General features: G+C 73.3%; 16 protein-coding genes. 11 read left to right on the top strand and 5 right to left on the bottom strand.

The window, feature by feature from the left end; all coding sequences use genetic code 11:
• The first annotated feature begins 35 nt into the window (after positions 1-35).
• The 3 genes from OG2516_RS14810 (at position 36) to OG2516_RS19115 (ending at position 4,672) form a co-directional block, all read left to right on the top strand.
• The gene (locus OG2516_RS14810; protein ID WP_007256519.1) at positions 36-875 is read left to right on the top strand and encodes a hypothetical protein; all 840 of its coding nucleotides are present in this window, start codon (positions 36-38) and stop codon (positions 873-875) included.
• A gap of 330 nt (positions 876-1,205) precedes the next feature.
• Complete coding sequence (locus OG2516_RS14805; RefSeq protein WP_007256518.1) at positions 1,206-3,365, top strand: exopolysaccharide transport family protein; 2,160 nt, start codon at positions 1,206-1,208, stop codon at positions 3,363-3,365.
• A gap of 5 nt (positions 3,366-3,370) precedes the next feature.
• Positions 3,371-4,672 (top strand): O-antigen ligase family protein, encoded by a 1,302-nt coding sequence (locus OG2516_RS19115; RefSeq protein WP_007256517.1) that lies wholly within the window; start codon positions 3,371-3,373, stop codon positions 4,670-4,672.
• Here the strand turns inward: OG2516_RS19115 and OG2516_RS14790 are convergent.
• The gene (locus OG2516_RS14790) at positions 4,662-5,492 is read right to left on the bottom strand and encodes a glycosyltransferase family 2 protein (RefSeq protein WP_007256516.1); all 831 of its coding nucleotides are present in this window, start codon (positions 5,490-5,492) and stop codon (positions 4,662-4,664) included. The genes OG2516_RS19115 and OG2516_RS14790 overlap by 11 nt on opposite strands.
• A 204-nt stretch (positions 5,493-5,696) precedes the next feature.
• On the opposite strand from OG2516_RS14790, the gene OG2516_RS14785 reads away from it, so the two are divergent.
• The 3 genes from OG2516_RS14785 to OG2516_RS14775 are packed head-to-tail and all read left to right on the top strand — an operon-like array spanning position 5,697 to position 9,690.
• On the top strand, positions 5,697-6,854 hold the full coding sequence (locus OG2516_RS14785; protein WP_007256515.1) for a glycosyltransferase family 4 protein: 1,158 nt from the start codon (positions 5,697-5,699) through the stop codon (positions 6,852-6,854).
• Entirely contained in the window at positions 6,847-7,953 is a 1,107-nt protein-coding gene (locus OG2516_RS14780; RefSeq protein ID WP_007256514.1) for a glycosyltransferase, read from the top strand. Before OG2516_RS14785 ends, OG2516_RS14780 begins: the two co-directional genes overlap by 8 nt.
• A gap of 57 nt (positions 7,954-8,010) precedes the next feature.
• Entirely contained in the window at positions 8,011-9,690 is a 1,680-nt protein-coding gene (locus tag OG2516_RS14775; RefSeq protein WP_007256513.1) for a hypothetical protein, read from the top strand.
• A 3-nt stretch (positions 9,691-9,693) separates the two neighbouring features.
• Here the strand turns inward: OG2516_RS14775 and OG2516_RS14770 are convergent, their stop codons facing one another.
• Genes OG2516_RS14770 through OG2516_RS14760 form a run of 3 tightly spaced genes read right to left on the bottom strand, consistent with a single transcriptional unit; the run spans position 9,694 to position 12,886 of the window.
• Positions 9,694-10,830 carry a hypothetical protein gene (locus OG2516_RS14770; protein ID WP_156799388.1) on the bottom strand — a complete coding sequence of 379 codons (1,137 nt, stop codon included), beginning with the start codon at positions 10,828-10,830 and terminating at the stop codon, positions 9,694-9,696.
• Positions 10,827-11,567 carry a hypothetical protein gene (locus tag OG2516_RS14765; protein ID WP_007256511.1) on the bottom strand — a complete coding sequence of 247 codons (741 nt, stop codon included), beginning with the start codon at positions 11,565-11,567 and terminating at the stop codon, positions 10,827-10,829. The genes OG2516_RS14770 and OG2516_RS14765 overlap by 4 nt, the downstream gene beginning before the upstream one ends.
• Complete coding sequence (locus tag OG2516_RS14760) at positions 11,564-12,886, bottom strand: flippase (RefSeq protein WP_007256510.1); 1,323 nt, start codon at positions 12,884-12,886, stop codon at positions 11,564-11,566. The genes OG2516_RS14765 and OG2516_RS14760 overlap by 4 nt, the downstream gene beginning before the upstream one ends.
• A 98-nt stretch (positions 12,887-12,984) precedes the next feature.
• On the opposite strand from OG2516_RS14760, the gene OG2516_RS14755 reads away from it, so the two are divergent.
• Both OG2516_RS14755 and OG2516_RS14750 read left to right on the top strand, forming a co-directional pair.
• Positions 12,985-14,115, top strand: coding sequence for a glycosyltransferase family 4 protein (locus tag OG2516_RS14755; RefSeq protein WP_007256509.1), 1,131 nt, complete (start codon positions 12,985-12,987; stop codon positions 14,113-14,115).
• 131 nt (positions 14,116-14,246) lie between these two features.
• On the top strand, positions 14,247-14,447 hold the full coding sequence (locus tag OG2516_RS14750) for a hypothetical protein (protein ID WP_007256508.1): 201 nt from the start codon (positions 14,247-14,249) through the stop codon (positions 14,445-14,447).
• Between the two features lie 19 nt (positions 14,448-14,466).
• On the opposite strand, the gene OG2516_RS14745 is transcribed toward OG2516_RS14750, so the two are convergent.
• Complete coding sequence (locus OG2516_RS14745; protein ID WP_007256507.1) at positions 14,467-15,054, bottom strand: sugar transferase; 588 nt, start codon at positions 15,052-15,054, stop codon at positions 14,467-14,469.
• Between the two features lie 550 nt (positions 15,055-15,604).
• On the opposite strand from OG2516_RS14745, the gene gcvT reads away from it, so the two are divergent.
• From gcvT to gcvP, 3 genes are read left to right on the top strand one after another with little or no spacing between them, the layout of a single operon-like run.
• Complete coding sequence (gcvT, locus tag OG2516_RS14740) at positions 15,605-16,723, top strand: glycine cleavage system aminomethyltransferase GcvT (RefSeq protein ID WP_007256506.1); 1,119 nt, start codon at positions 15,605-15,607, stop codon at positions 16,721-16,723.
• A 16-nt stretch (positions 16,724-16,739) separates the two neighbouring features.
• The gene (gene gcvH, locus OG2516_RS14735; protein ID WP_007256505.1) at positions 16,740-17,099 is read left to right on the top strand and encodes a glycine cleavage system protein GcvH; all 360 of its coding nucleotides are present in this window, start codon (positions 16,740-16,742) and stop codon (positions 17,097-17,099) included.
• A gap of 15 nt (positions 17,100-17,114) precedes the next feature.
• On the top strand, positions 17,115-19,958 hold the full coding sequence (gcvP, locus tag OG2516_RS14730; RefSeq protein WP_007256504.1) for an aminomethyl-transferring glycine dehydrogenase: 2,844 nt from the start codon (positions 17,115-17,117) through the stop codon (positions 19,956-19,958).
• The last annotated feature ends 8 nt before the right edge of the window (positions 19,959-19,966 follow it).

Raw genomic sequence — 19,966 nt, 5'->3', positions numbered from 1 at the left:
ATCTGGCCTCACCGACTCCACCCCCGGACCGACAGATGACGCCCCGCATCCGCCGCATCCTCCTCCCGGCGCTCCTGCTGACCCTCGCCACCGGCGCCTCCCCGGCGCGCGGCGCGGAGTGCGCCGACGCCCGGGCGCTGCGGTGGCTCGAGGACCATCTCGGCCCGCCGCCGCCCCCGGCCGGTGTCCTGACCGGGCGGCAGCGGCTCGAGACGCCGGTCTGGCTGCGCGGGGCCGAGATCGCCGACGCGAAATACGCCGTCTCGCTCCGGCGCGGCCCGGATGCCGGCATGGCGGCGCTGAGCGAGTTGGCGATCGGGCCGCTGCGCTCGGACGATGCCTACGGCGCCGGGATCCGGGTCGAGGCGCCAAGGGACGGCGATGATTCGCCCGTGCGGCTGTTTCTGCACGACGTTCAAATCGTTGCGGATTGGCCGGATTGGGTCTCCTACGAGGAAACCAACTACGACGGAATCGACTTCGGCGCGCCGGGCGAACTCTACGGCCACCGCGTCCGGATCCGCGACTGGAATGCCGACGCCGCGCTCGACATCAAGGCCGACCTGTCGCAATTCGTGGCGCTCGACATCAGCGGCGGCGGCAACCGCCCGATCCGGTACTGGCGCGCCGGTCCGCACGACCTCGTGGCCTCCCGGATCAGCCGCCCCGATGACGGCCCGCTGATCTGGTTCGCCGATTGCGACGCCGCGACGCTGCGGATCTTCGACACGCAGTTCAACGGCCACCCCCGCCTGCCGGCCGATCGCATCGCCTGCGAAAGCGGTCAAGGCCCTGAGATCGCTTACCTTTCCGAAGACCCCCGGACCACCGACGCCCTCCACCCCTTCCTGCGCGGCTGCCCCGCCCCGGACTAGACGCGCCCGCCCCTGCACCCGGGCCGCGCCACCCGGCTCCCGCCGCGCGACAGCGAGCCACCCCCGCACCCGTTCCCCGACGCCCACCGCAGCGCCACGCCGCCCCGCCCGCTCCGCCCGCCGCCCCCGCCTCTCCGGCCGCCCCTGGCACGCCCGGCCGGCGGCTCGAGCCCGGTCGCCGAGCCGCGCCCCGCCACGCCGTCCGGGCCGGGTCGGGGAGGGCCGGGTCGTGTCAGGAAGATGGCGAGAAGAGGGCAGAAGCGCTATTTCATGTGGCGGCACCAAGCGTTGAGCTCGGTGCGCGTGAGTGCCTTCCACGGGAGTGGCCCGATGACGAACAGCTGGGACATGCCGGCAGACACCGGAGCCGACGGACGCCGCCAGACCCCTGCCGGCCCGTCGCTGCTCGCGCTCGCCTGGATGTACAAGCTGCCGATCCTGCTGGCCGCGCTCGTCGCCGCCGTCGCGACCTACCTCGCGCTCACCACCGTCGCCCCGACCTACACCGCGCGCACGCAGGTGCTGCTCAACCCCGCCACCACCTCCGCGCTCGAAGCGACACCCGCCGCCGCCGAGCCGCGCCTGACGCCCGCGGCCGCCCAGAGCACCGTGATCCTGATGGAATCGACCGACGTGCTGCGGGCGGTGGCCGAGGCGCTGGCGCTCGAGGACCGCCCCGACTTCAACCCCGCCCTGCGCGATCCCGCCCCGCTCGACGAGCTGAAGGAAAGGGTCCGCGAGGCCATCGCCTCCGTCGTCTCGCCTGGGACCGAGACCGAAGCAGCGCCCATCGCGGCCGGCGATCCGCTCGCCGGCGTGCTGCGCGAGCTGCGCCGGGCGGTCGATGTCCGCGTCGTCGGCGAGAGCGCCATCGTCGAGGTGCGCGCCTCCGCCCGGAGCCCGTCGCTCGCCGCCGCCATCGCCGACGCGGTGGCCGAGACCTACATCGAGCAGGAGCTCGCCGGGAAATACGATTCCGGCGCCCGCGCGACGGAATGGCTCGAGGAGCGCACCGGGCAGCTCCGCGAGACGCTGCTCGCCGCGGACGAGCGCGTCACGGATTTCCGCCGCGAGCAGCTCAGCGAGGGCGGCCAGAGCGTTGCCAGCCTCGAGCCGCGGCTCGAGGAGCTGACCGCGCAGGTCACGCGGCTGACGGCCGAGCGCGCCGACCTCGCCGCCCGGCGCGACGAGGTCGTGCGCCTCGCCGAGGAGGGCAACTACATGTCGCTCGTGCCGCTGCTCGACATCCCCTCCATCAGCGCGCTCCACGCCGAATACATCGCCGCCGACAGCGAGTACGTCGACCTGCAGGCCCGCTTCGGCGACAGCCCCGCCGTGACCAGCCAGCGCCAGCTGCGCGACGGGCTGGCGGCGCGGCTCGAGGCGGAGGTGCAGAACGTGCGCGCCGGTCTCGACGTCCGGCTCGACCTGACGACGCAGCGCCTCGCCGCCGCCGAGGACGCCCTCGCCGAGATGCGGCGCGATCTTCTCGCCCGCCAGCAGGCCGAGCTGCGCCTCGCCGAGCTCGAGCGCGAGGCCGAGGCGTCGCGGCAGGTCTACAATCGCTTCCTCGTGCGGCTGACGGAGATGCGCGAGAGCAGCCAGTTCCAGACCCCCTCCGCCCGCATCGTGTCGCGCGCCGAGGTTCCCGTCGCCCCGGCCGCGCCGCAGAAGTCGAGGATGGCCGCCGTCGCGGGCATGGGCGGCGGCGCGCTGGTGCTCCTGCTGCTGGCGCTCCTGCGCGACAACCAGCCCCGGGTGCGCGACGCCGACGAGGCCGCCGAGATCGCGGGCGTCGACGCGGTCCAGCAGATCCCCGCCCTGCGCGGCGGCGACGCCTCGCCCTTCGCGCTCCTGCACCGCACCCGCGCCAGGCCCGACTCCGTCGAGTCCGAGAGCGTCCACCGGCTGCGCTACCGCCTGCGCGCCCGCGATCCCGCCATGCCCAACGTCGTCTTCGTCACCTCCCCGCGCGGGGTGCCGGGCAAGTCGGGCCTCTGCCTGGCGCTCGCCGAGTCCTTCGCGCAGAGCGGCGCGTCGACGGCGCTCGTCAACATCGACGAGCAGGCCGAGGACCTCGTCACCCTCGAGGGCTCGGTGGCGATGCAGGACATGCCGTTCAAGTTCATCGACTACACCGAGCACACCCTGCGCGGGCTCAGCGAGGGCGGCGGCGAGCCGGCGGGCGATCTCGCCCACCGGCTGCGGGTGCTCAAGCGGCGCGACGTGATCATCATCAACGGCCCCTCCGTCCTGCGCTCGACGGACGCGCTCGAGGTCAGCGAGATGGCCGGCCGCGTGCTGCTCGTGTGCAACTGGAACGAGACGCCCTCGCACCTGCTGCGCCAGAGCGTCGACGCCCTGCGCAGCGCCGGGGCGCGCGTCGACGCCGTCGCGATCGACCGGGTGCCGCGCCGCTCGATGAAGCGGACGCCGCCCCTGCCCCACGCGCCGCGGTCGCCCAAGGCGATCCCGCCGCCGGTGGCCTGAGCGCCATGTGGCCGGCCGGCACCGCCGCCATCCTGGCGGGCAGCCTCTGGCTCCTGCTGGTCCAGCTGCGCCCGATGCGCGACGACCGGCTGACGATGATGGCCTTCGCCCTGGTCTGGCTGCGCTTCGCCCTCGCCGCCCTCGGCCCCACCGCGCTGCAGACCCAGATCGCCGGGCAGTCGCTCATGGCGCTCGGCACGCTGCTCGCCGTCGGGGCGGTGACCCTGCTCGCGCCGCTCGGCCTGTTCCGCTCCGAGCGCGCCGCCCCGATCTACGCCATCGCCCTGCTCGGCATCGCCGGCAGCGTGCTGTCCGGGTCCGCCGGCGCGCTGCCGAGCTACGTCACGCTCTGGGCGCTTTTCGCCGTCCTCGCCCTGCTGCTGGAGCGCGCCTACGCGCTCCACGGCCCGCCCGCCGTGCTGCGCGGCCTGCTGGCGCTGTTCGCGCTGCCGCTGGCGATGCAGGCGCTCAGCATGGTGGCGGGGCAGCCCAAGATCGGCCCCGACGGATCCTACAGCTACATCGGCGGCTACGGCCACGAGTCGGTCTTCGCCATCGTCGCGCTCGGCGGCCTCGTCGTCGCGGCGCTCTACCCCTGGCCCACCCGCCGCCACGGCTGGGCCGCCGTCGCCCTCGCCATCGCGGCGCTGCTGTTCGCCAACTACCGCACCATGCTCCTCGCCGCGCTGCCCGTCGTCCTCGCCTTCGCGATCTTCGACGGCCGCGCCGGCCACGGCCGTTGGCTGCGCCGGCTGCTGTGGGTCGCGCTGCTGAGCGTCCTCGTGCTGCCGCTGGTGATGCCCCAGACGCTGGTCGAGCGCTTCACCGAGATCGGCGTGCTGGTGCGCGACCTCGACCGCTTCCTCAAGCCGCCCGAGACCTTCACCGCCGCCGACAAGGACGTCCTGTCGGCCCGCGTCTACATCTGGACGAGCTACGCCGCCGCCATCGGCCAGGCCGACCTGCCCCGGCTCCTGCTCGGCCACGGGCCGGAGGCGCTCGCGCCGGGGATGCAGGTCCACCCCCACAACGAGTACCTGCGCGTGACCTACCAGCACGGCCTCCTCGGCGCGGCGGCGCTGTTCGGCTTCCTGTTCGCCCTCGCCATCGCCGCCGCCCGCGCCGCCCACCGCCGCGCCGGGATCGTCACCTCGGCCGGCGTCGCGGCCGTGCTCGTCGCCTCGACGGGCACCTCGCTGTTCGACCGCCCGGAAGGGATGATCGTGCTGGCGATCCTGACCGCGACCGCCTGGAGCGTCACCGCCGCCCGGCGCGCGCCGCGCCCGGTGCTCCGCCCTACCGCCTGACCTTCGCCACCAGCTCCCCCGCCGTCGCCGCCAGCCCCGCATGGCGCAGCGACGCGGCGACGAACGGCAGCTTCCGGCGCCGCTGCGGCAGGTGCGCGAGCAGCAGCCGCGCCATGCGCCGCCGGAACGCCCGCTCGCCGAGCCAGTCCCGGTGCTTGCGCAGCGCCGCCGCCTCGCGCAGCAGGTCGGCGGGCCGGCGCTCGAGCGTCGAGGAGGTGATGCTGTCGTGCCCCGTGCGCCGGTCGTAGAGCGGCTCGGGCACCATCGCCACCGGCCCCGCCTGCACGAGGCGCACGAACAGGTCCCAGTCCTGCGCGCGCGGCAGCGCCGGATCGAAGCGCAGCGCCGCCACCACCTCGCGCCGCACCAGCAGCCCCGACGTGCCGCACGGCGTGCTGCCGCGCAGCCACGCCGCGTCCACCTCCCGCGCGTCCGCCCGCTTCGCGCCGTTCGCCGCCGCGCTCACGGTCCGGCACAGGCACGCCGCCGCTCCGCTCCGCGCCATCGCCGCGAGCTGCACCTCGGTCTTGCGGGGCAGCCACACGTCGTCGTCGTCGAGAAACGCCACCAGCTCGCCCCGCGCCAGCTCGACTCCCCGGTTGCGCGCGACGTTCGCCCCCGACCGCTCCGCCAGCCGCTCGAGCCGCACCCGCGCGCCGAACCGCGCCAGCGCCGGCCCGATATCTTCCGTCGAGGCGTCGTCCACCACGATCACCTCGTCGACCGCCACGCTCTGCCCCAGCGCGCTCGCCACCGCCTCGGCAAGGAAGCCCGACCGGTTGCAGGTGGGAATGACGACGCTGACGCGCGGGCCGACCATGAACGACTTGCCCCGTGGGTTAACGGCCGCCCTCCGAGGCGCGGCGGCCCATCTCACCGCAATCGCTGGTGAATTTCGCTTGTGCCCGCGCCGGCAGGGCGGCAGGACCGGGGAAGAATACCGTGCGCGCGGACAGAGTCTATTCTATATTCACGCAGGCCGGAGTGCCGGGGCGGCCGGGCAGCCAGGGGGAGGCCGTACATCATGCGTCATATCGCGATCGCCGGCCTGCGCGGCATCCCCGACGTGATGGGGGGAATCGAGACCCACTGCGCCGAACTCCTCCCGGCCATGCATGCACAATCGTCCGACCTCCGGCTCACCGTCCTCGCCCGGCGCCGCTACGTCGGCGCTCCGGGCACGGTGCGCGGCGTCGCCCAGGTCCCGCTCGCCGCCCCCGCCGCCTCGGGGGCCGAGGCGCTGGTGCACTCGCACTGGGCGGTGCTCTATGCCCGCTTCGCCCTCGGCGCCGACGCGATCCACCTCCACGGCATCGGCCCCGGCCTCGCGGTGCCGCTCGCGCGCCTGCTCCGCCTGCGCGTGCTCTTCACCCACCACGGCGAGGACTACGCCCGCGCCAAGTGGGGCCGGACGGCGCGAACGCTGCTGCGCCTCGGCGAGCGGCTCGCCGTCCGCTTCTCGCACCAGACCGTCACCGTCTCCGCCAGCACCGCCGCCCGCCTCAAGGCGCGGGCCGGCAAGCGCGCCGGGCGGATCACCCACATCCCCAACGGCATCACCCCGCCCCGCTCCGGGGGCGACGCCGAGGCGGTCATGGCCCGCCACGGCCTCACGCCGGGCCGCTTCATCATCCAGGTCGGCCGCCTCGAGCCCGAGAAGGGCCACGACACGCTCATCGCCGCCTACCGCGCCTCCGGCCTCGCCCACGCCGACCCGCCGGTGAAGCTGCTCGTCGTGGGCGACGCCGACCACGAGAGCGCCCACTCCCGCAAGGTCCGGGCAATGGCGGGCGACGGCGTGGAGTTTGCCGGCCGGCTCGACCGTGACACGATCCTGAGGCTCGACGCGCTGGCGGCGCTGTTCGTGCTGCCGTCGCACCACGAGGGGCTGTCGATCTCGGCGCTCGAGGCGCTCAGCGTCGGCGCGCCGGTGCTGCTGAGCGACATCGAGCCCAACCGCAACATCGGCCTCGCGCCGCACCACTACCTCCCGCCGGGCGACATCGATGCCTGGACCGAGGCGCTGCGCCTTGATCCCCGCCGCTTCGAGGTGCGCACCGGCTTCGACGTCACCCGCTACGACTGGGACGACATCGCCCGCCGCACGCTCGCCGTCCTCGACGCGCTGCCCTGGCGCCACCCCCGCCTGCCCCTCGCGACCGAGACGGCGCGCGATGGCTGAGACGACCGGGCGGCGGCGGATCCTCCTGCTCATCAACTCCCTCGAGGGCGGCGGCGCGGAGAACGTGATGGTGCGCGTCGCCGCCGGCCTCGCCGCGCGCGCCCCCGACGCCGAAATCCGCCTCGCCCTCCTCGACGACCTCCCCGCCGCCTACCCGGCCCCGCCGGGCGTCGAGCTCGTCCGCCTCGACAGCCGCGGCGCGTTCTGGCGCTCCATCCGCGGGGTGCGGCGGCTGGTGGCCGACTGGCGCCCCGACGTCGTGCTCTCCTTCCTCGCCCGCGCCAATTGCGCCGCCGTGCTCGCGCGCCGGCAGGGCGGCGGCCCGCTCTGCGTCATCAGCGAGCGGGTCAACACCACCAGCCACTTCGGCACCGGCCCGCGCGAGCGCGTGCTGAAGGCGATGATCGCCCGCCTCTACCCCCGCGCCGACCGCGTCATCGCCGTCTCCCGCGGCGTCGGCGACGACCTGCGCGACCGCTACGGCGTCCCCGCCGAGCGGATCGAGGTGATCCACAACCCCGTCGACATCGACACCCTCCGCGCCCGCGCCGCCGCGCCCCCCGCCATCGACCTGCCCGGGCGCTTCTTCGTCAGCGTCGGCCGGCTCGTGCCCAACAAGGGCGGCGACATCCTGCTGCGCGCCTTCGCCCGCCACGCCGAGCCCGCCCGCCACCTCGTGATGCTCGGCGACGGCCCCGAGCGGGACCGCCTCGCGGCGCTCGCCCGCAAAATGGGGCTGGCGGAACGTGTCCACATGCCGGGCTACCTCGACAACCCGCAGGCCGTCGTCGCCCGCGCCGACGCCTATGTCAGCGCCTCCCGCAGCGAGGGCTTTCCCAACGCCCTCGTCGAGGCCATGGCGCTCGGCCGCCCCGTCATCGCGACCGACTGCGCCTCCGGGCCGCGCGAGATCCTGCAAGGCCCGCCCCCCGCCGGACTCCTGGTGCCGGTGGACGACGTCGACGCCCTCGCGCGCGCCTTGGACCTTGTGAACGAGGCCGAGACCCGCCATTCCCTTGCCGGGCGCGCGTCCGATCGCGCGCAGGATTTCCGGCCTGGCCCTGTCGTGTCGGCCTATGCGAGGGTGCTCGGTGTCTGACCACGATGACGATCCGGAACGGCCCGGCGCGCGCGCGGCAGGGGGCTCGGCGGTCCCATGAGCGGGCGCGGGCCCCTCGAGCGCGCCGCCGCCGGCGACCTCGTCCGCCTGGGCGGGACCGACGCGCTGGTGCTGAGCGCCCGGCACGCGCCCGGCGGCAGCCTGCTGGCGCTGCTCGTCGGCGACGGCATCGCGGCGCGGCGGGCCCGCGCCGCGCTCCGCCGGGCCGGCGGCGTCGAGGCGGCGGTGTTCACCCCGACCGGCTCGGGCAGCGCCTCGTTCCAGCTCGACGAGCCCGCCTGCCGCGCCATCACCCTCGCGATCATGCCCGTCGATCTCGCCGAGCGCCTGCTCGAGACCGCCCGCCGGCAGGGCGGCCTGCCCGAGCCGGAGCGCACGCTGCTGCCCGCCTACGTCACCGCCTACTTCCGCTCGCTGCCCCGGCTGGCGGGCAAGGCCGACGACGCCCCCGCCGACGACCCGGCCCGCGACGCGCACCGCGCCGAGCTCGACCGCACCCTCGCCGCCGCCGGCTGGCGTCCGCCCCACGACATGCTCGAACGCCTCGCCCTCGCCGATCCCTGGATCCACGACCGCCTCCTGCCCCCCGCGCCGGACGGGCCGGAGACCGCGCCGGGCGTCACCGCCTTCTTCGTGCGCGCGCGGGCCGTCGAGCTCGGCTTCCTCGAGCGGATGCGCGAGGTCATCGCGGATGTCGGCTTCGAGATCCTCGCCAGCATCCCGCTCGAGGGCGCGCTGGCCGAGGAGATGCGCAAGTCGAGCCGGGGCGGCAACTGGGGTGCGGGGCCGTTCCTCGTCAGCGGCGGGCCGCCGCGGCACATGTTCATCGCCTACGACGCCTTCCCCCTGCCCCCGCGCGACGCGACGCTGGCGGAGCACCCGCTGCTCGACAACGCCCGCACGCTCACCGCCAAGACCGACACGCGCAAGCTCATCGCCGCCGCCACGGGCGCGTGGGGGAGCTTCAACTCGATGCACTCGACGGATCATTCCGCCGAGGCGTTCCGCATCGCCGCGATGCTGATGACGCCGGACGAGCTGGCGGCGCTGAAGGCCACCGTCGCCGGCCGCCTCGCCGCCGTCCGCCGGGCGCTCGACGGCACCCGGCTCGGGCCGGGCCGCGACATCACCGCCGCCGGCCTGCGCGCCGACGGCATCGTGCGGCGCGTCTTCCGCCCGCACCTCGCCGCCTATGCCGCCCCCGTGGCCGACGCCCAGCAACGCCTCGCGCCGCGTTTCGCGGAGGTCTCCGACATCGTCGCCGTCCGGGAGGGCGCGGTAGACTTCGCCGATCCCGGCCCCGGCTTCGTCCCCGCCAGCGCCCTTGCCGGCCCGCTGCCCCTCGCCCTCGCCCACCGCCTGCGCGAGCTGCTCGTGGCGGCGGCGCGGGAGGGGCTGGTGCTCGGCCGCTGGGACCCGGCGCAGGCCCTCTACGTCAGCACCGACCTGCGCGAGCTGCGCCTGCTCGGCCTCGACCGCCCGCACCCGGGCGACAGCCCCCGCTCGCTCGGGGACTGCCTCGCCGACCCAGCCACCCGCGCCGACCTCGTGCGCCTGACCGGCATCCCCACATGGGCCTTCCTCGACGGCACCCCCGCCGCGATGCGCCTGTCGCGCGATGTCCTGCGCCCCGCCGGAGCGCGGCTCGACCGGCTCCGCCGGAAGGCGTCGAACCTCATCCTCGCCGGCCTCAAGCGCACCCGCCGCCCGAGCTGAGCCTCAACCCCGCCCGCGCCAGGCGACCGCGTCGATGTTCTCCCCTCGCGTCGCCCTGTGCCGGCGCCGGCGCACCATCGCCCCGGCCGCGAAGCCGACCAGCCAGAACGGGTGCAGCGCCACCCGCTTGAGATGCTGCAACCACGGCGGGTCCCGCAGGAAGCTGCGCTTCGACAGCCCCGTGTAGGGCCGCCACTTCGACGGGTAGGGATCCTCCTCCATCGCGTTGAGCAGCGGCCGCGCCACCTGCGCCGAGGCCGGCACGCCCGACAGGCAATAGCTCTCTTCGGGCCGCACCGGCCCGTCGCGCCGCGTGGCGAACTCGAAGTCGATCGCCCTAAGCCGCCCTGTTTCGGCGTCGATCAGCACGTTGTCGCGCGGGGTCAGGTCGATCGCGTCGAAGCCCTGCGCGCAGCAGAGCCGCACGAACTCCGCCAGCTCCCGCACCCGCGCCAGCGGCAGGGGAAGCGGCACCCGCAGGCCCAGGATCCGGCGCACCCGCAGCGCGTTGTCGATGTCCTCGAAGAGCAGCGCGTTGTCCGTCTGCTCGAGGATGCGCGGCGGCACGTCGCTGAGCCGGCCGATCTCGCGCGCGAACCCCGCCTCCCGCGCCATCGCGTCGCGCGCGTTGCGCCGGTAGGTCTTCAGCACCGCCGTCGCCTCGCCGTAGCGCACCCGTTCCACCTTGGCGCGGTACTTGAAGCGGCTGAGATCGGCGAGCACCGGGTACGCGCTCGCCATCTCCGCCCGCCGGGCCTCCACCGCGGCATCGAGCGCCGCCCAGGCCGGCCCGTCGAGCAGCCGCCGCGCCACCGCCTCCGCTTCCGCCTCGCTGCGCGTCACCCGCAGCAGCCGGCCGCTCTCCTCCGTCAGCGACGCCAGCAGGTGCGCCGCCCGCGCCACCTCCTCGCTGTGGAAGGGCCGCGCCCTGGCCGTCGCCGCTTCCGCCTGGAGCAACGGGTTGAACGCCACCACCGCCCGCTCCGGCGCGATGTCCAACTCGTCCGCCAGCGCCTCGAGCCGCCCGTCGGCGACGACGGCGAACACCTCGAACCCCCGCGCCTCCAGCGCAGCCCCGACCCGGTCCTCGAGCGCCGCCCCGGCCCCCGCCCCTAGCGCGACGACGCAAAGCCCCCTCACGGCCGCTCCGACAGCCAGCGGTTGAACGGCTTCAACGCCTCCAGGTGCGCCCGCTCGGGACGCCAACCCTGCGCGGCAAGGTAGCCGTCGAGGCTCTCGAGCGTGATCTCGTCGGGCAGGTCGAGGCCCGCCCCCGGCGCGAGCTGGCGCAGCACGCTGTCGTAGTCGCGCGACCCCTTCTGGCGCGGCGGCCGCTTGCCGTCCGGCGGCAGTCCCGACTGGTAGCCCTTCAGGTAGACCGCGTGGTAGGCCAGCCCCAGCGCGTGCTGGCGCGGTGCCGGGATGCCCCACGGGCCGTGCCCCGCCCGCCGCGTCTCGAGGATCTCGGCGGCGATGGCCGGTGGAAAGCCCGGCACGCTGTCGCCGAGGAGGTCGGGCCGGAACCCGCCGCCGTTCGCCCCGCTCACCGAAAAGACGTCGATCTGCTGCCCCCTCGGCCAGTACGACAGCAGCCCGTCCACCACCGCCATTCCCTCGTCCGAGACGAGGATGTCCACGTCGTGCCCGCGCGCCACGTGGGGCAGCTCCTCGAACCAGCGCAGCACCACGTGCGCCACGCCCGCCGCCTCGAGCGCCGCGAAGAAGCCGCGCACCCCCAGACCGGGCGGGATGTAGCGCTTGCCGCGCGCGTTGACCCGCGCCTCCGTCCAGCGCCGCGCGCCCGGCCCGAGCAGGCGCACCGGCTCCAGCGCCACCCGCATCGCCTGCCGGGCGCGCCGCCTGACGAGGTGCTTCATGTCCGCCCTCCCGGCCTCAGGTCCCAGACCCGACGGGGCCACAGGATCGCCTTGAGCTGCATCACCGCCGGCCGCCGCAGCGACGGCACCAGCGGCGCCAGCAGGATCGGCGCGAGCGCGTAGGACGCCACCGTCGCGATCGCCGCCCCCTCCGCGCCGTAGCGCGGGATCAGCAGCAGGTTCAGCAGCACGTTCGCCACCGCGCCGGTGGCATGGATCATCGCCGAGCCCCAGAACACGCCCTCCACGAGCAGCCACTTGTGCATCAGCGCCCGCGTCGCGAAGACGATGCCGACCCAGGCGTAGATGTACAGCACGCTCACCGATCCCGCGTAGCCGTCGCCGAACAGGACCGCCACGACCGGAGCCGCCCAGAACAGCGACGACACCGCGATCAGGGTGCCGAACGCCGCGAAGCTGTCCATCGCGTCCTGCACCCGCGCCGCGTAGCGTGCGGGCGACAGGTCGCGCAGCTCGACCATGCGCGGAAACAGCGCCGTCGCGAAGGCGGTCGGCAGCACGTACCAGATCTCCGACAGGCGCGCGGCGACGGCGTAGAGGCCCGTCGTCTCCTTGCCCGCCAGGTAGGACAGCATCAGGATGTCCGACTTCAGGTAGATTACCGCCGAGAGCGAGCCCAGCATCAGCGGGAAGCCCTGCGCCAGGTAGCGCTTCGCCCGCGCCGCCTCGAAGCGGAAGCGCGGCAGGCCGCGGGTGTGGCGCCGGTAGGCGATCACCCCGCCCAGCGCCGACATCGCGCCCTGCACCGCGAGCGTGACGATGAACGCATCGACCGTGGCGTCGAGGAAGACGAGCGCGATCTTGATGCCGGCGAACAGCGTCATGTTGGCCACCGCGAAGATCACGAACGGCTTCGGATCCTGCCGGGCGATGAAGTATTCCTGGATGGTGTCGATCGACTTCAGCAAGGCCGCGCCGGCCAGGAGCGTGCACAGGATCGCGATATCGGGGTGGGCGATCGGGTAGAGCCACGCCACGAGGAACACGATCAGCACCGACACCAGAGAGCCGACCAGCCGGATGATCGTCACGGTGCCGACGATCGCGTTCGAATCCTCCGGGTGCATCTTGTATTCGCGCAAGGACAGGTTGCGCATGCCCAGCGTCGTCAGCGGCGCGACGATGGCGACCAGCGAGACGGCGTAGCTCAGGATGCCGTAGCCCTCGGGGCCGAGGTGGCGCGCCACGAAGATGGCGATGACGAGGCTGTTGGCGAGGTTGGCGATCTGGCGCGCGATCAGCCAGCCGCCCGAGCGCAGGATCAGGCGACGCGGCGAGGACAGGAGGGCCGAGCTCATGCCCGCCGGCCCGGCAGCGCCGACGGCGGGCTTGCGCGGCCCGGCCGAATGCCGGACACATCGCCCCGAGCTTGGAACGTCGACGAGAGGGATGCCGCTTGCGCAAGATCGGGTTCTTCACGCTGACGCCCTCGCCCCCCGCCCCGCCGGCGAACGCCCGGACCCTCGCCGCCCTGCGCCGCGCGCTGCCCGGTTGCGAGATCGAGGTGATCGAGGTCATCCCGCGCCTGAAGCGCGCGCCCCTCGCCTACGGCACGGCGGCAGCCGTGGCCGCGGCGACATACGCCCCCGACCTTCTGCGCGGAAACAAGAGCCTCAGGCACGCGGCATTGCGCACGCCCTACATCTTCCGCTGGATCAAGGGGATGGCGGCGCGCGTCGCCCGCGACTCGAACTTCGATGCGACGTTCCAGATGCAATCCCTCTTCGACGCCAGCGCGCCCGGCATTCCCCACTACGTCTACACCGATCACACGCATCTCGAGAATCTGAATTACGGCGCGGCCGGCGCGGCCGCCATGTATTCCAAAGCATGGATCGCCTGCGAGCGCAGCATTTACCGCAACGCCGAGACCGTCTTCGTGCGCAGCACCAACGTCGCCGCCTCGCTGATGCGCGACTACGACTGCCCCGAGGCGCGCGTCGCCTGCGTCCACGCCGGCAGCAACGCCGCCACCCCCGCCGCGCCCGCCGACGTCACCGCGCCCGGCCAGCGCAAGACCATCCTGTTCGCGGGCATCGACTGGGAGCGCAAGGGCGGCCCGACCCTGCTCGCCGCCTTCCGCCGGGTGCTCGCCCGCCACCCCGACGCCCGCCTGCGCATCGTCGGCTGCGCCCCCGACACCGGCGGCGTCGCCAATTGCGACGTCGTCGGGCGGATCCCGCTTTCGGAGATGCCCGGCCACTTCGCCAGCGCCGGGATCTTCTGCCTGCCGACCCGCCGCGAGCCCTTCGGCATCGTCTTCGTCGAGGCGATGTGGCACGGCCTGCCCATCGTGGCGACCGACATCGGCGCCGTCCCCGACATGGTCGTCCCCGGCGTCAACGGCGCCCTCGTGGCGCCCGGCGACGCCACCGCCCTCGCCGACCGCCTCTGCGCCCTCCTCGACGACCCGGCCCTCGCCGCCCGGCAGGGCGCCGCGAGCCGCCGCCGCGCCGAGGACCGCTATCACTGGGACCGCGTCGCCGCTCGCATGGTCGCGCGCATGGCCACCGCCGCCGAGACCTGACCGACACACCCCTGGCCGGACTTCGCCATGTTCTTGTCGCAGAGTTGGCGTAGCCCATGGATGCTGCGACCCTGCCCTCGACATCCGCGAGTTTCCGGGGCGCGGCACGAGCGAACGGAGAGGACGAGGCAATGAACGCATTCCGGTCTCTTGCAGCAGGGCTGCTCCTGGCGATTGGCGCGGCGACGCTCGCCTGGCTCCACGCCGGCCCGCTCGCCGCCATTCTGGCCTACGTGCTCGGCGGGATGACGGGCGTCGCGCTCGCGGCCGCGATCTCGCTCCTGCGCCCGCCCGCCCGCGAGGGCGCGCCGGCACGGCCCGCCCCCGCCTGAGCGCGCAGCCGGGGGCCGTTCAGCGCCCGGTGCAGGCGATCATCGCCACCACGGTCAGCAGCACGTAGCGCAGGTCGTTGCCCAGCGAGAGCGTCCGCACGTAGTGATCGTCGAACAGCTTGCGGTCCACGAACCGCGACCCGTGCCGGTCGGAGACCTGCCACGGGCCGGTCAGCCCGGGGCGCATCGCGAAGTAGAGCGCGCCGCCGCACTGCCGGTATTCCGCTTCCTGCTCGGCGGTGAAGGGGCGCGGCCCGACGACGCTCATGTTGCCGCGCAGCACGTTGAGGATCTGGGGCAGCTCGTCGAGGCTGGTCCGCCGCAGGACACGCCCCAGCGGGGTGATGCGCGGATCGTCCACAAGCTTCTGCTTCTGCGCCCACTCCGCCGCCGCCTGCGGGTTCTGCGCGAGGTGCTGGGCCAGCCGGCTGTCGGCGTCGCGCACCATCGTGCGCAGCTTCAGCATCCGGAACTTCCGCCCGCCCCGGCCGACCCGGACCTGCGAGTAGAAGGCCGGGCCGCCGTCGAGCCGCACGAGCAGCGCCAGCACGGCGATCAGCGGCAGCACGAACGGCGCGATCAGCAGCACGAAGAGGATGTCGAACATCCGCTTCGGCCCCCCCTCATAGACGGACCGGCGCCGACGAGCGGCCGCCGGCCGAACGGCCGCGTCCCCCTCGCTCGCGTGAAGATCGGCGCAGTGCATGGTCATCGTCGCTGACCCCCGTCCCGGTCCGAAATGGTTAATGATGCGGATCGAATTGCTGACACAGTAGCTGCGCAAGCTCGCCGCTGAACAGCCTTATTGATGCCACATTATCCAGTTGCGGAAACAACTTGCAGTGAAATCAACCCTGGGGAGGCATCAGTCCCCAGTCAGCGCCCAATCTCCCGCTTTGCGAGCGACTGTCGCACAAACGTTAACAATTGCTCACGGCTCGGCGCGCCTATGCGCTCCGCCAATCCGCCTGCCCCGGCGGCATTGTTTCGCCCCCGCGCCCGACGGCCGAATCCCCGCCGCCGCACCTGCGCCCCCCACGCCACCTGCCGTCGGGACAGCCGCGTCACGCTTCACCTGCACAACCGCGTGCGATCGCGCTAGGATGCCCCGGCGGGCCTGCGCGACGGCGGGTCCGGGGCTGCGAGGGAGGACAAGGATGGGCGAACCGCTTCGGACGCCGCTGCACGCGCTGCATGTCGAGCTTGGGGCGCGGATGGTGGTCTTCGCGGGCTACGAGATGCCGCTGCAATACCCGATGGGCGTGATGCAGGAGCACCTCCACACCCGCGCGCGGGCCGGGCTGTTCGACGTCAGCCACATGGGGCAGGTCATCCTGCGCGCCGACAGCACCGCCGCCGCCGCCGAGGCGCTCGAGACGCTGGTGCCGGTCGACGTCGCCGGCCTCGCCGAGGGCCGCCAGCGCTACGGCCTCTTCACCGACGACAGCGGCGGGCTGCTCGACGACCTGATGCTGGCGAACCGGGGCGATCACCTGTTCCTCGTGGTCAATGCCGCGCGCAAGGCCCACGACCTCGCGCACCTGCGCACGCTGCAGGGCGTCGAGGTCCACGAGATCACCGACCGCGCGCTGCTGGCGCTGCAGGGCCCGGCCGCCGAGGCGGTGCTGGCCGACCTCGCGCCGGAGGCCGCCGACATGCGCTTCATGGACGTCGCGACGCTGACGCTCGAGGGGGCCGAGTGCTGGGTCTCGCGGTCGGGCTACACCGGCGAGGACGGCTACGAGATCTCGGTGCCCGCCGACCGGGCCGAGGCGCTCGCCCGGCGGCTGCTGGCGCACGGCGACGTCGCCCCCATCGGCCTCGGCGCGCGCGACAGCCTGCGGCTCGAGGCCGGGCTTTGCCTCTACGGCCACGACATCGACGAGAGCACCACGCCCGCCGAGGCGGCGCTGGGCTGGGCGATCCAGAAGGTCCGCCGCCGCGACGGCGCCCGCGCCGGCGGCTTTCCCGGCGCCGAGACGATCCTGCGCGAGCTCGCCGACGGCCCCGCCCGCCGCCGGGTCGGGCTGCGCCCGGAGGGCCGCGCGCCGATGCGCGAGGGCGTGCCGCTCTACGCGGGCGCCGACGACGACACGCCGGTCGGGCGGATCACCTCGGGCGGCTTCGGCCCCACCGTTGGCGGGCCGGTCGCGATGGGATATGTCCCCGCCGAACTGGCCGCGCCGGGCACGGTCGTGCATGGCGAGCTGCGGGGCAAGCGCCTGCCGCTCACCGTCACCGCCCTGCCCTTCACCCCGGCCAACTTCAAACGCTGACACCAGGGAGACCCGCATGAAGTACACCGAAGAGCACGAGTGGCTGCGCCCCGAGGGCGACATCGTCACCGTCGGCATCACCAAGCACGCCACCACCCAGCTCGGCGACATCGTCTTCGTCGAACTGCCCGAGGTGGGCGCCACCGTCTCCAAGGGCGACGAGATCGTGGTGATCGAGAGCGTCAAGGCCGCCTCCGAGATCATGGCGCCGCTCGACGGCGAGGTGACCGAGGTCAACACCGACCTCGCCGACAACCCCGCGCTCGCCAACGAGGACGCCACCGGCGCCGGCTGGTTCTTCAAGATCAAGCCCTCCGACCCGTCGCAGATGGACGAGTGCCTGGACGAAGACGCCTACAACGCCCTCATCGGCTGACGCCCGGAGCCCCAGATGACCTTCAAGCCGACAGACTATCTGCCCTACGACTTCGCCAACCGCCGCCACATCGGCCCTTCGCCCGCCGAGATGGACGAGATGCTCGACGTGGTCGGTGCCGACAGCCTCGAGGCGCTGATAGACGACACCCTGCCGCCCAAGATCCGGCAGGCCGCGCCGCTCGACTTCGGCAAGCCCCTGTCGGAGCGCGAGCTGCTGCACCGCATGAAGGTCACCGCGTCGAAGAACGAGGTGCTCGTCTCGCTCATCGGCCAGGGCTACCACGGCACCGTCACGCCGCCCGCGATCCAGCGCAACATCCTCGAGAACCCGGCCTGGTACACGGCCTACACGCCCTACCAGCCCGAGATCAGCCAGGGCCGGCTCGAGGCGCTGCTCAACTTCCAGACCATGGTCTCCGACCTCACCGGGCTCGAGATCGCCAACGCCTCGCTGCTCGACGAGGCCACCGCCTGCGCCGAGGCGATGACCATGGCGCAGCGGGTGTCCAAGTCGAAGCTCAAGGCCTTCTTCGTCGACGAATCCTGCCATCCGCAGAACATCTCGGTGATGAAGACCCGCGCCGCGCCGCTGGGCATCGAGGTCATCGTCGGCGCGCCCGACACGCTCGACCCGGGGTCCGTGTTCGGCGCGATCTTCCAGTACCCCGGCACCCACGGCCACCTGCGCGACTTCACCGACGAGATGTCGGCGCTGCACGAGCACAAGGCCATCGGCATCGTCGCCGCCGACCCGATGGCGCTCTGCCTGCTCAAGGAGCCCGGCGCGATGGGCGCCGACATCGCCGTCGGCAGCACCCAGCGCTTCGGCGTCCCCATCGGCTACGGCGGCCCCCACGCCGCCTACATGGCGACGAAGCAGGCCTACGCCCGCAACATGCCCGGCCGCATCGTCGGCGTCTCCATCGACAGCCACGGCAACCGCGCCTACCGCCTCGCGCTGCAGACCCGCGAGCAGCACATCCGCCGCGAGAAGGCGACCTCCAACGTCTGCACCGCGCAGGCGCTGCTGGCGGTGATGGCCGGCTTCTACGCCGTCTTCCACGGCCCCGAGGGGCTCAAGGCCATCGCCCAGCGCATCCACCGCAAGACGGTCCGCCTCGCCGAGGGGCTTGCGGAGGCGGGGTTCGACGTCGCGCCCAAGAGCTTCTTCGACACGATCACCGTCGAGGTCGGGGGCAGGCAGTCCGCGATCCTGCAGGCCGCCGTCGACGAGGGCATCAACCTGCGCCGCGTCGCCGACGGCCGCATCGGCATCACCCTCGACGAGCGCACCCGCCCGGCCACGATCCAGGCCGTCTGGCGCGCCTTCGGCATCGACCGGCGCGACGACGACTACACCCCCCGCTACCGCCTGCCCGAGAGCCTCGTGCGGAGTTCTGCCTACCTGACCCACCCGGTCTTCCACATGAACCGCGCCGAGACCGAGATGATGCGCTACATGCGCCGCCTCTCCGACCGCGACCTCGCGCTCGACCGCGCGATGATCCCGCTCGGCTCCTGCACCATGAAGCTCAACTCCGCCGCCGAGATGATGCCGGTGACGTGGGACGAGTTCTCCCTGCTCCACCCCTACGCCCCGCGCGAACAGGCGGCGGGCTACACGGAGATGATCGACGACCTCTCCGCCAAGCTCTGCGACGTGACCGGCTACGACGCCATCTCGATGCAGCCCAATTCCGGCGCGCAGGGCGAGTACGCGGGCCTGCTGACCATCGCCGGCCACCACCGCGCGCGCGGCGAGGGGCACCGCAACATCTGCCTGATCCCCATGTCCGCCCACGGCACCAACCCGGCCTCGGCGCAGATGGTCGGCTGGAAGGTCGTGCCGATCAAGTCGGCCGCCAACGGCGACATCGACCTCGACGACTTCCGCGCCAAGGCCGAGCAATACGCCGACACCCTCGCCGCCTCGATGATCACCTACCCCTCGACCCACGGCGTCTTCGAGGAGACGGTGATCGAGGTCTGCCGCATCACCCACGAACATGGCGGGCAGGTCTACATCGACGGCGCCAACATGAACGCGATGGTGGGCCTGTCTCGCCCGGGCGATCTCGGCGGCGACGTCAGCCACCTCAACCTCCACAAGACCTTCTGCATCCCGCACGGCGGCGGCGGCCCCGGCATGGGGCCGATCGGCGTCAAGAGCCACCTTGTCGAGCACCTGCCGGGCGATCCCGCCACCGGCGAGGGCGCGGTCTCCGCCGCCCCCTTCGGCTCGCCGTCGCTGCTGCCGATCTCCTGGGCCTACTGCCTGATGATGGGCGGCGAGGGCCTGACGCAGGCGACCCGCGTCGCGATCCTCAACGCCAACTACATCGCCAGGCGCCTCGATGGCGCCTACGACGTGCTCTACAAGGGCCCCTCGGGGCGCGTCGCGCACGAGTGCATCATCGACACCCGCCCCTTCGCCGACAGCGCCGGGGTGACGGTCGACGACATCGCCAAGCGCCTCGTCGATTGCGGCTTCCACGCGCCGACCATGAGCTGGCCCGTCGCCGGCACGCTGATGATCGAGCCGACCGAGTCCGAGACCAAGGCCGAGCTCGACCGCTTCTGCGACGCCATGCTCGCCATCCGCGCCGAGATCGCCGATATCGAGGAAGGCCGCGCCGACCGCGAGGCCAACCCGCTCAAGAACGCGCCGCACACGATGGAAGACCTCGTCCGCGACTGGGACCGCCCCTATTCGCGCGAGACCGGCTGCTTCCCGCCCGGCGCGTTCCGCGTCGACAAGTACTGGCCCCCGGTCAACCGCGTCGACAACGCCTGGGGCGACCGCAACCTCACCTGCACCTGCCCGCCGATGGAAGCCTACAAGGACGCCGCCGAGTAACGCCGACC

The organism is Oceanicola granulosus HTCC2516 (assembly GCF_000153305.1).
GTDB lineage: Bacteria > Pseudomonadota > Alphaproteobacteria > Rhodobacterales > Rhodobacteraceae > Oceanicola > Oceanicola granulosus.
The sequence above is the reverse complement of the archived record's forward strand: the minus strand, read 5'-3'. Positions and strand labels throughout refer to the sequence as shown.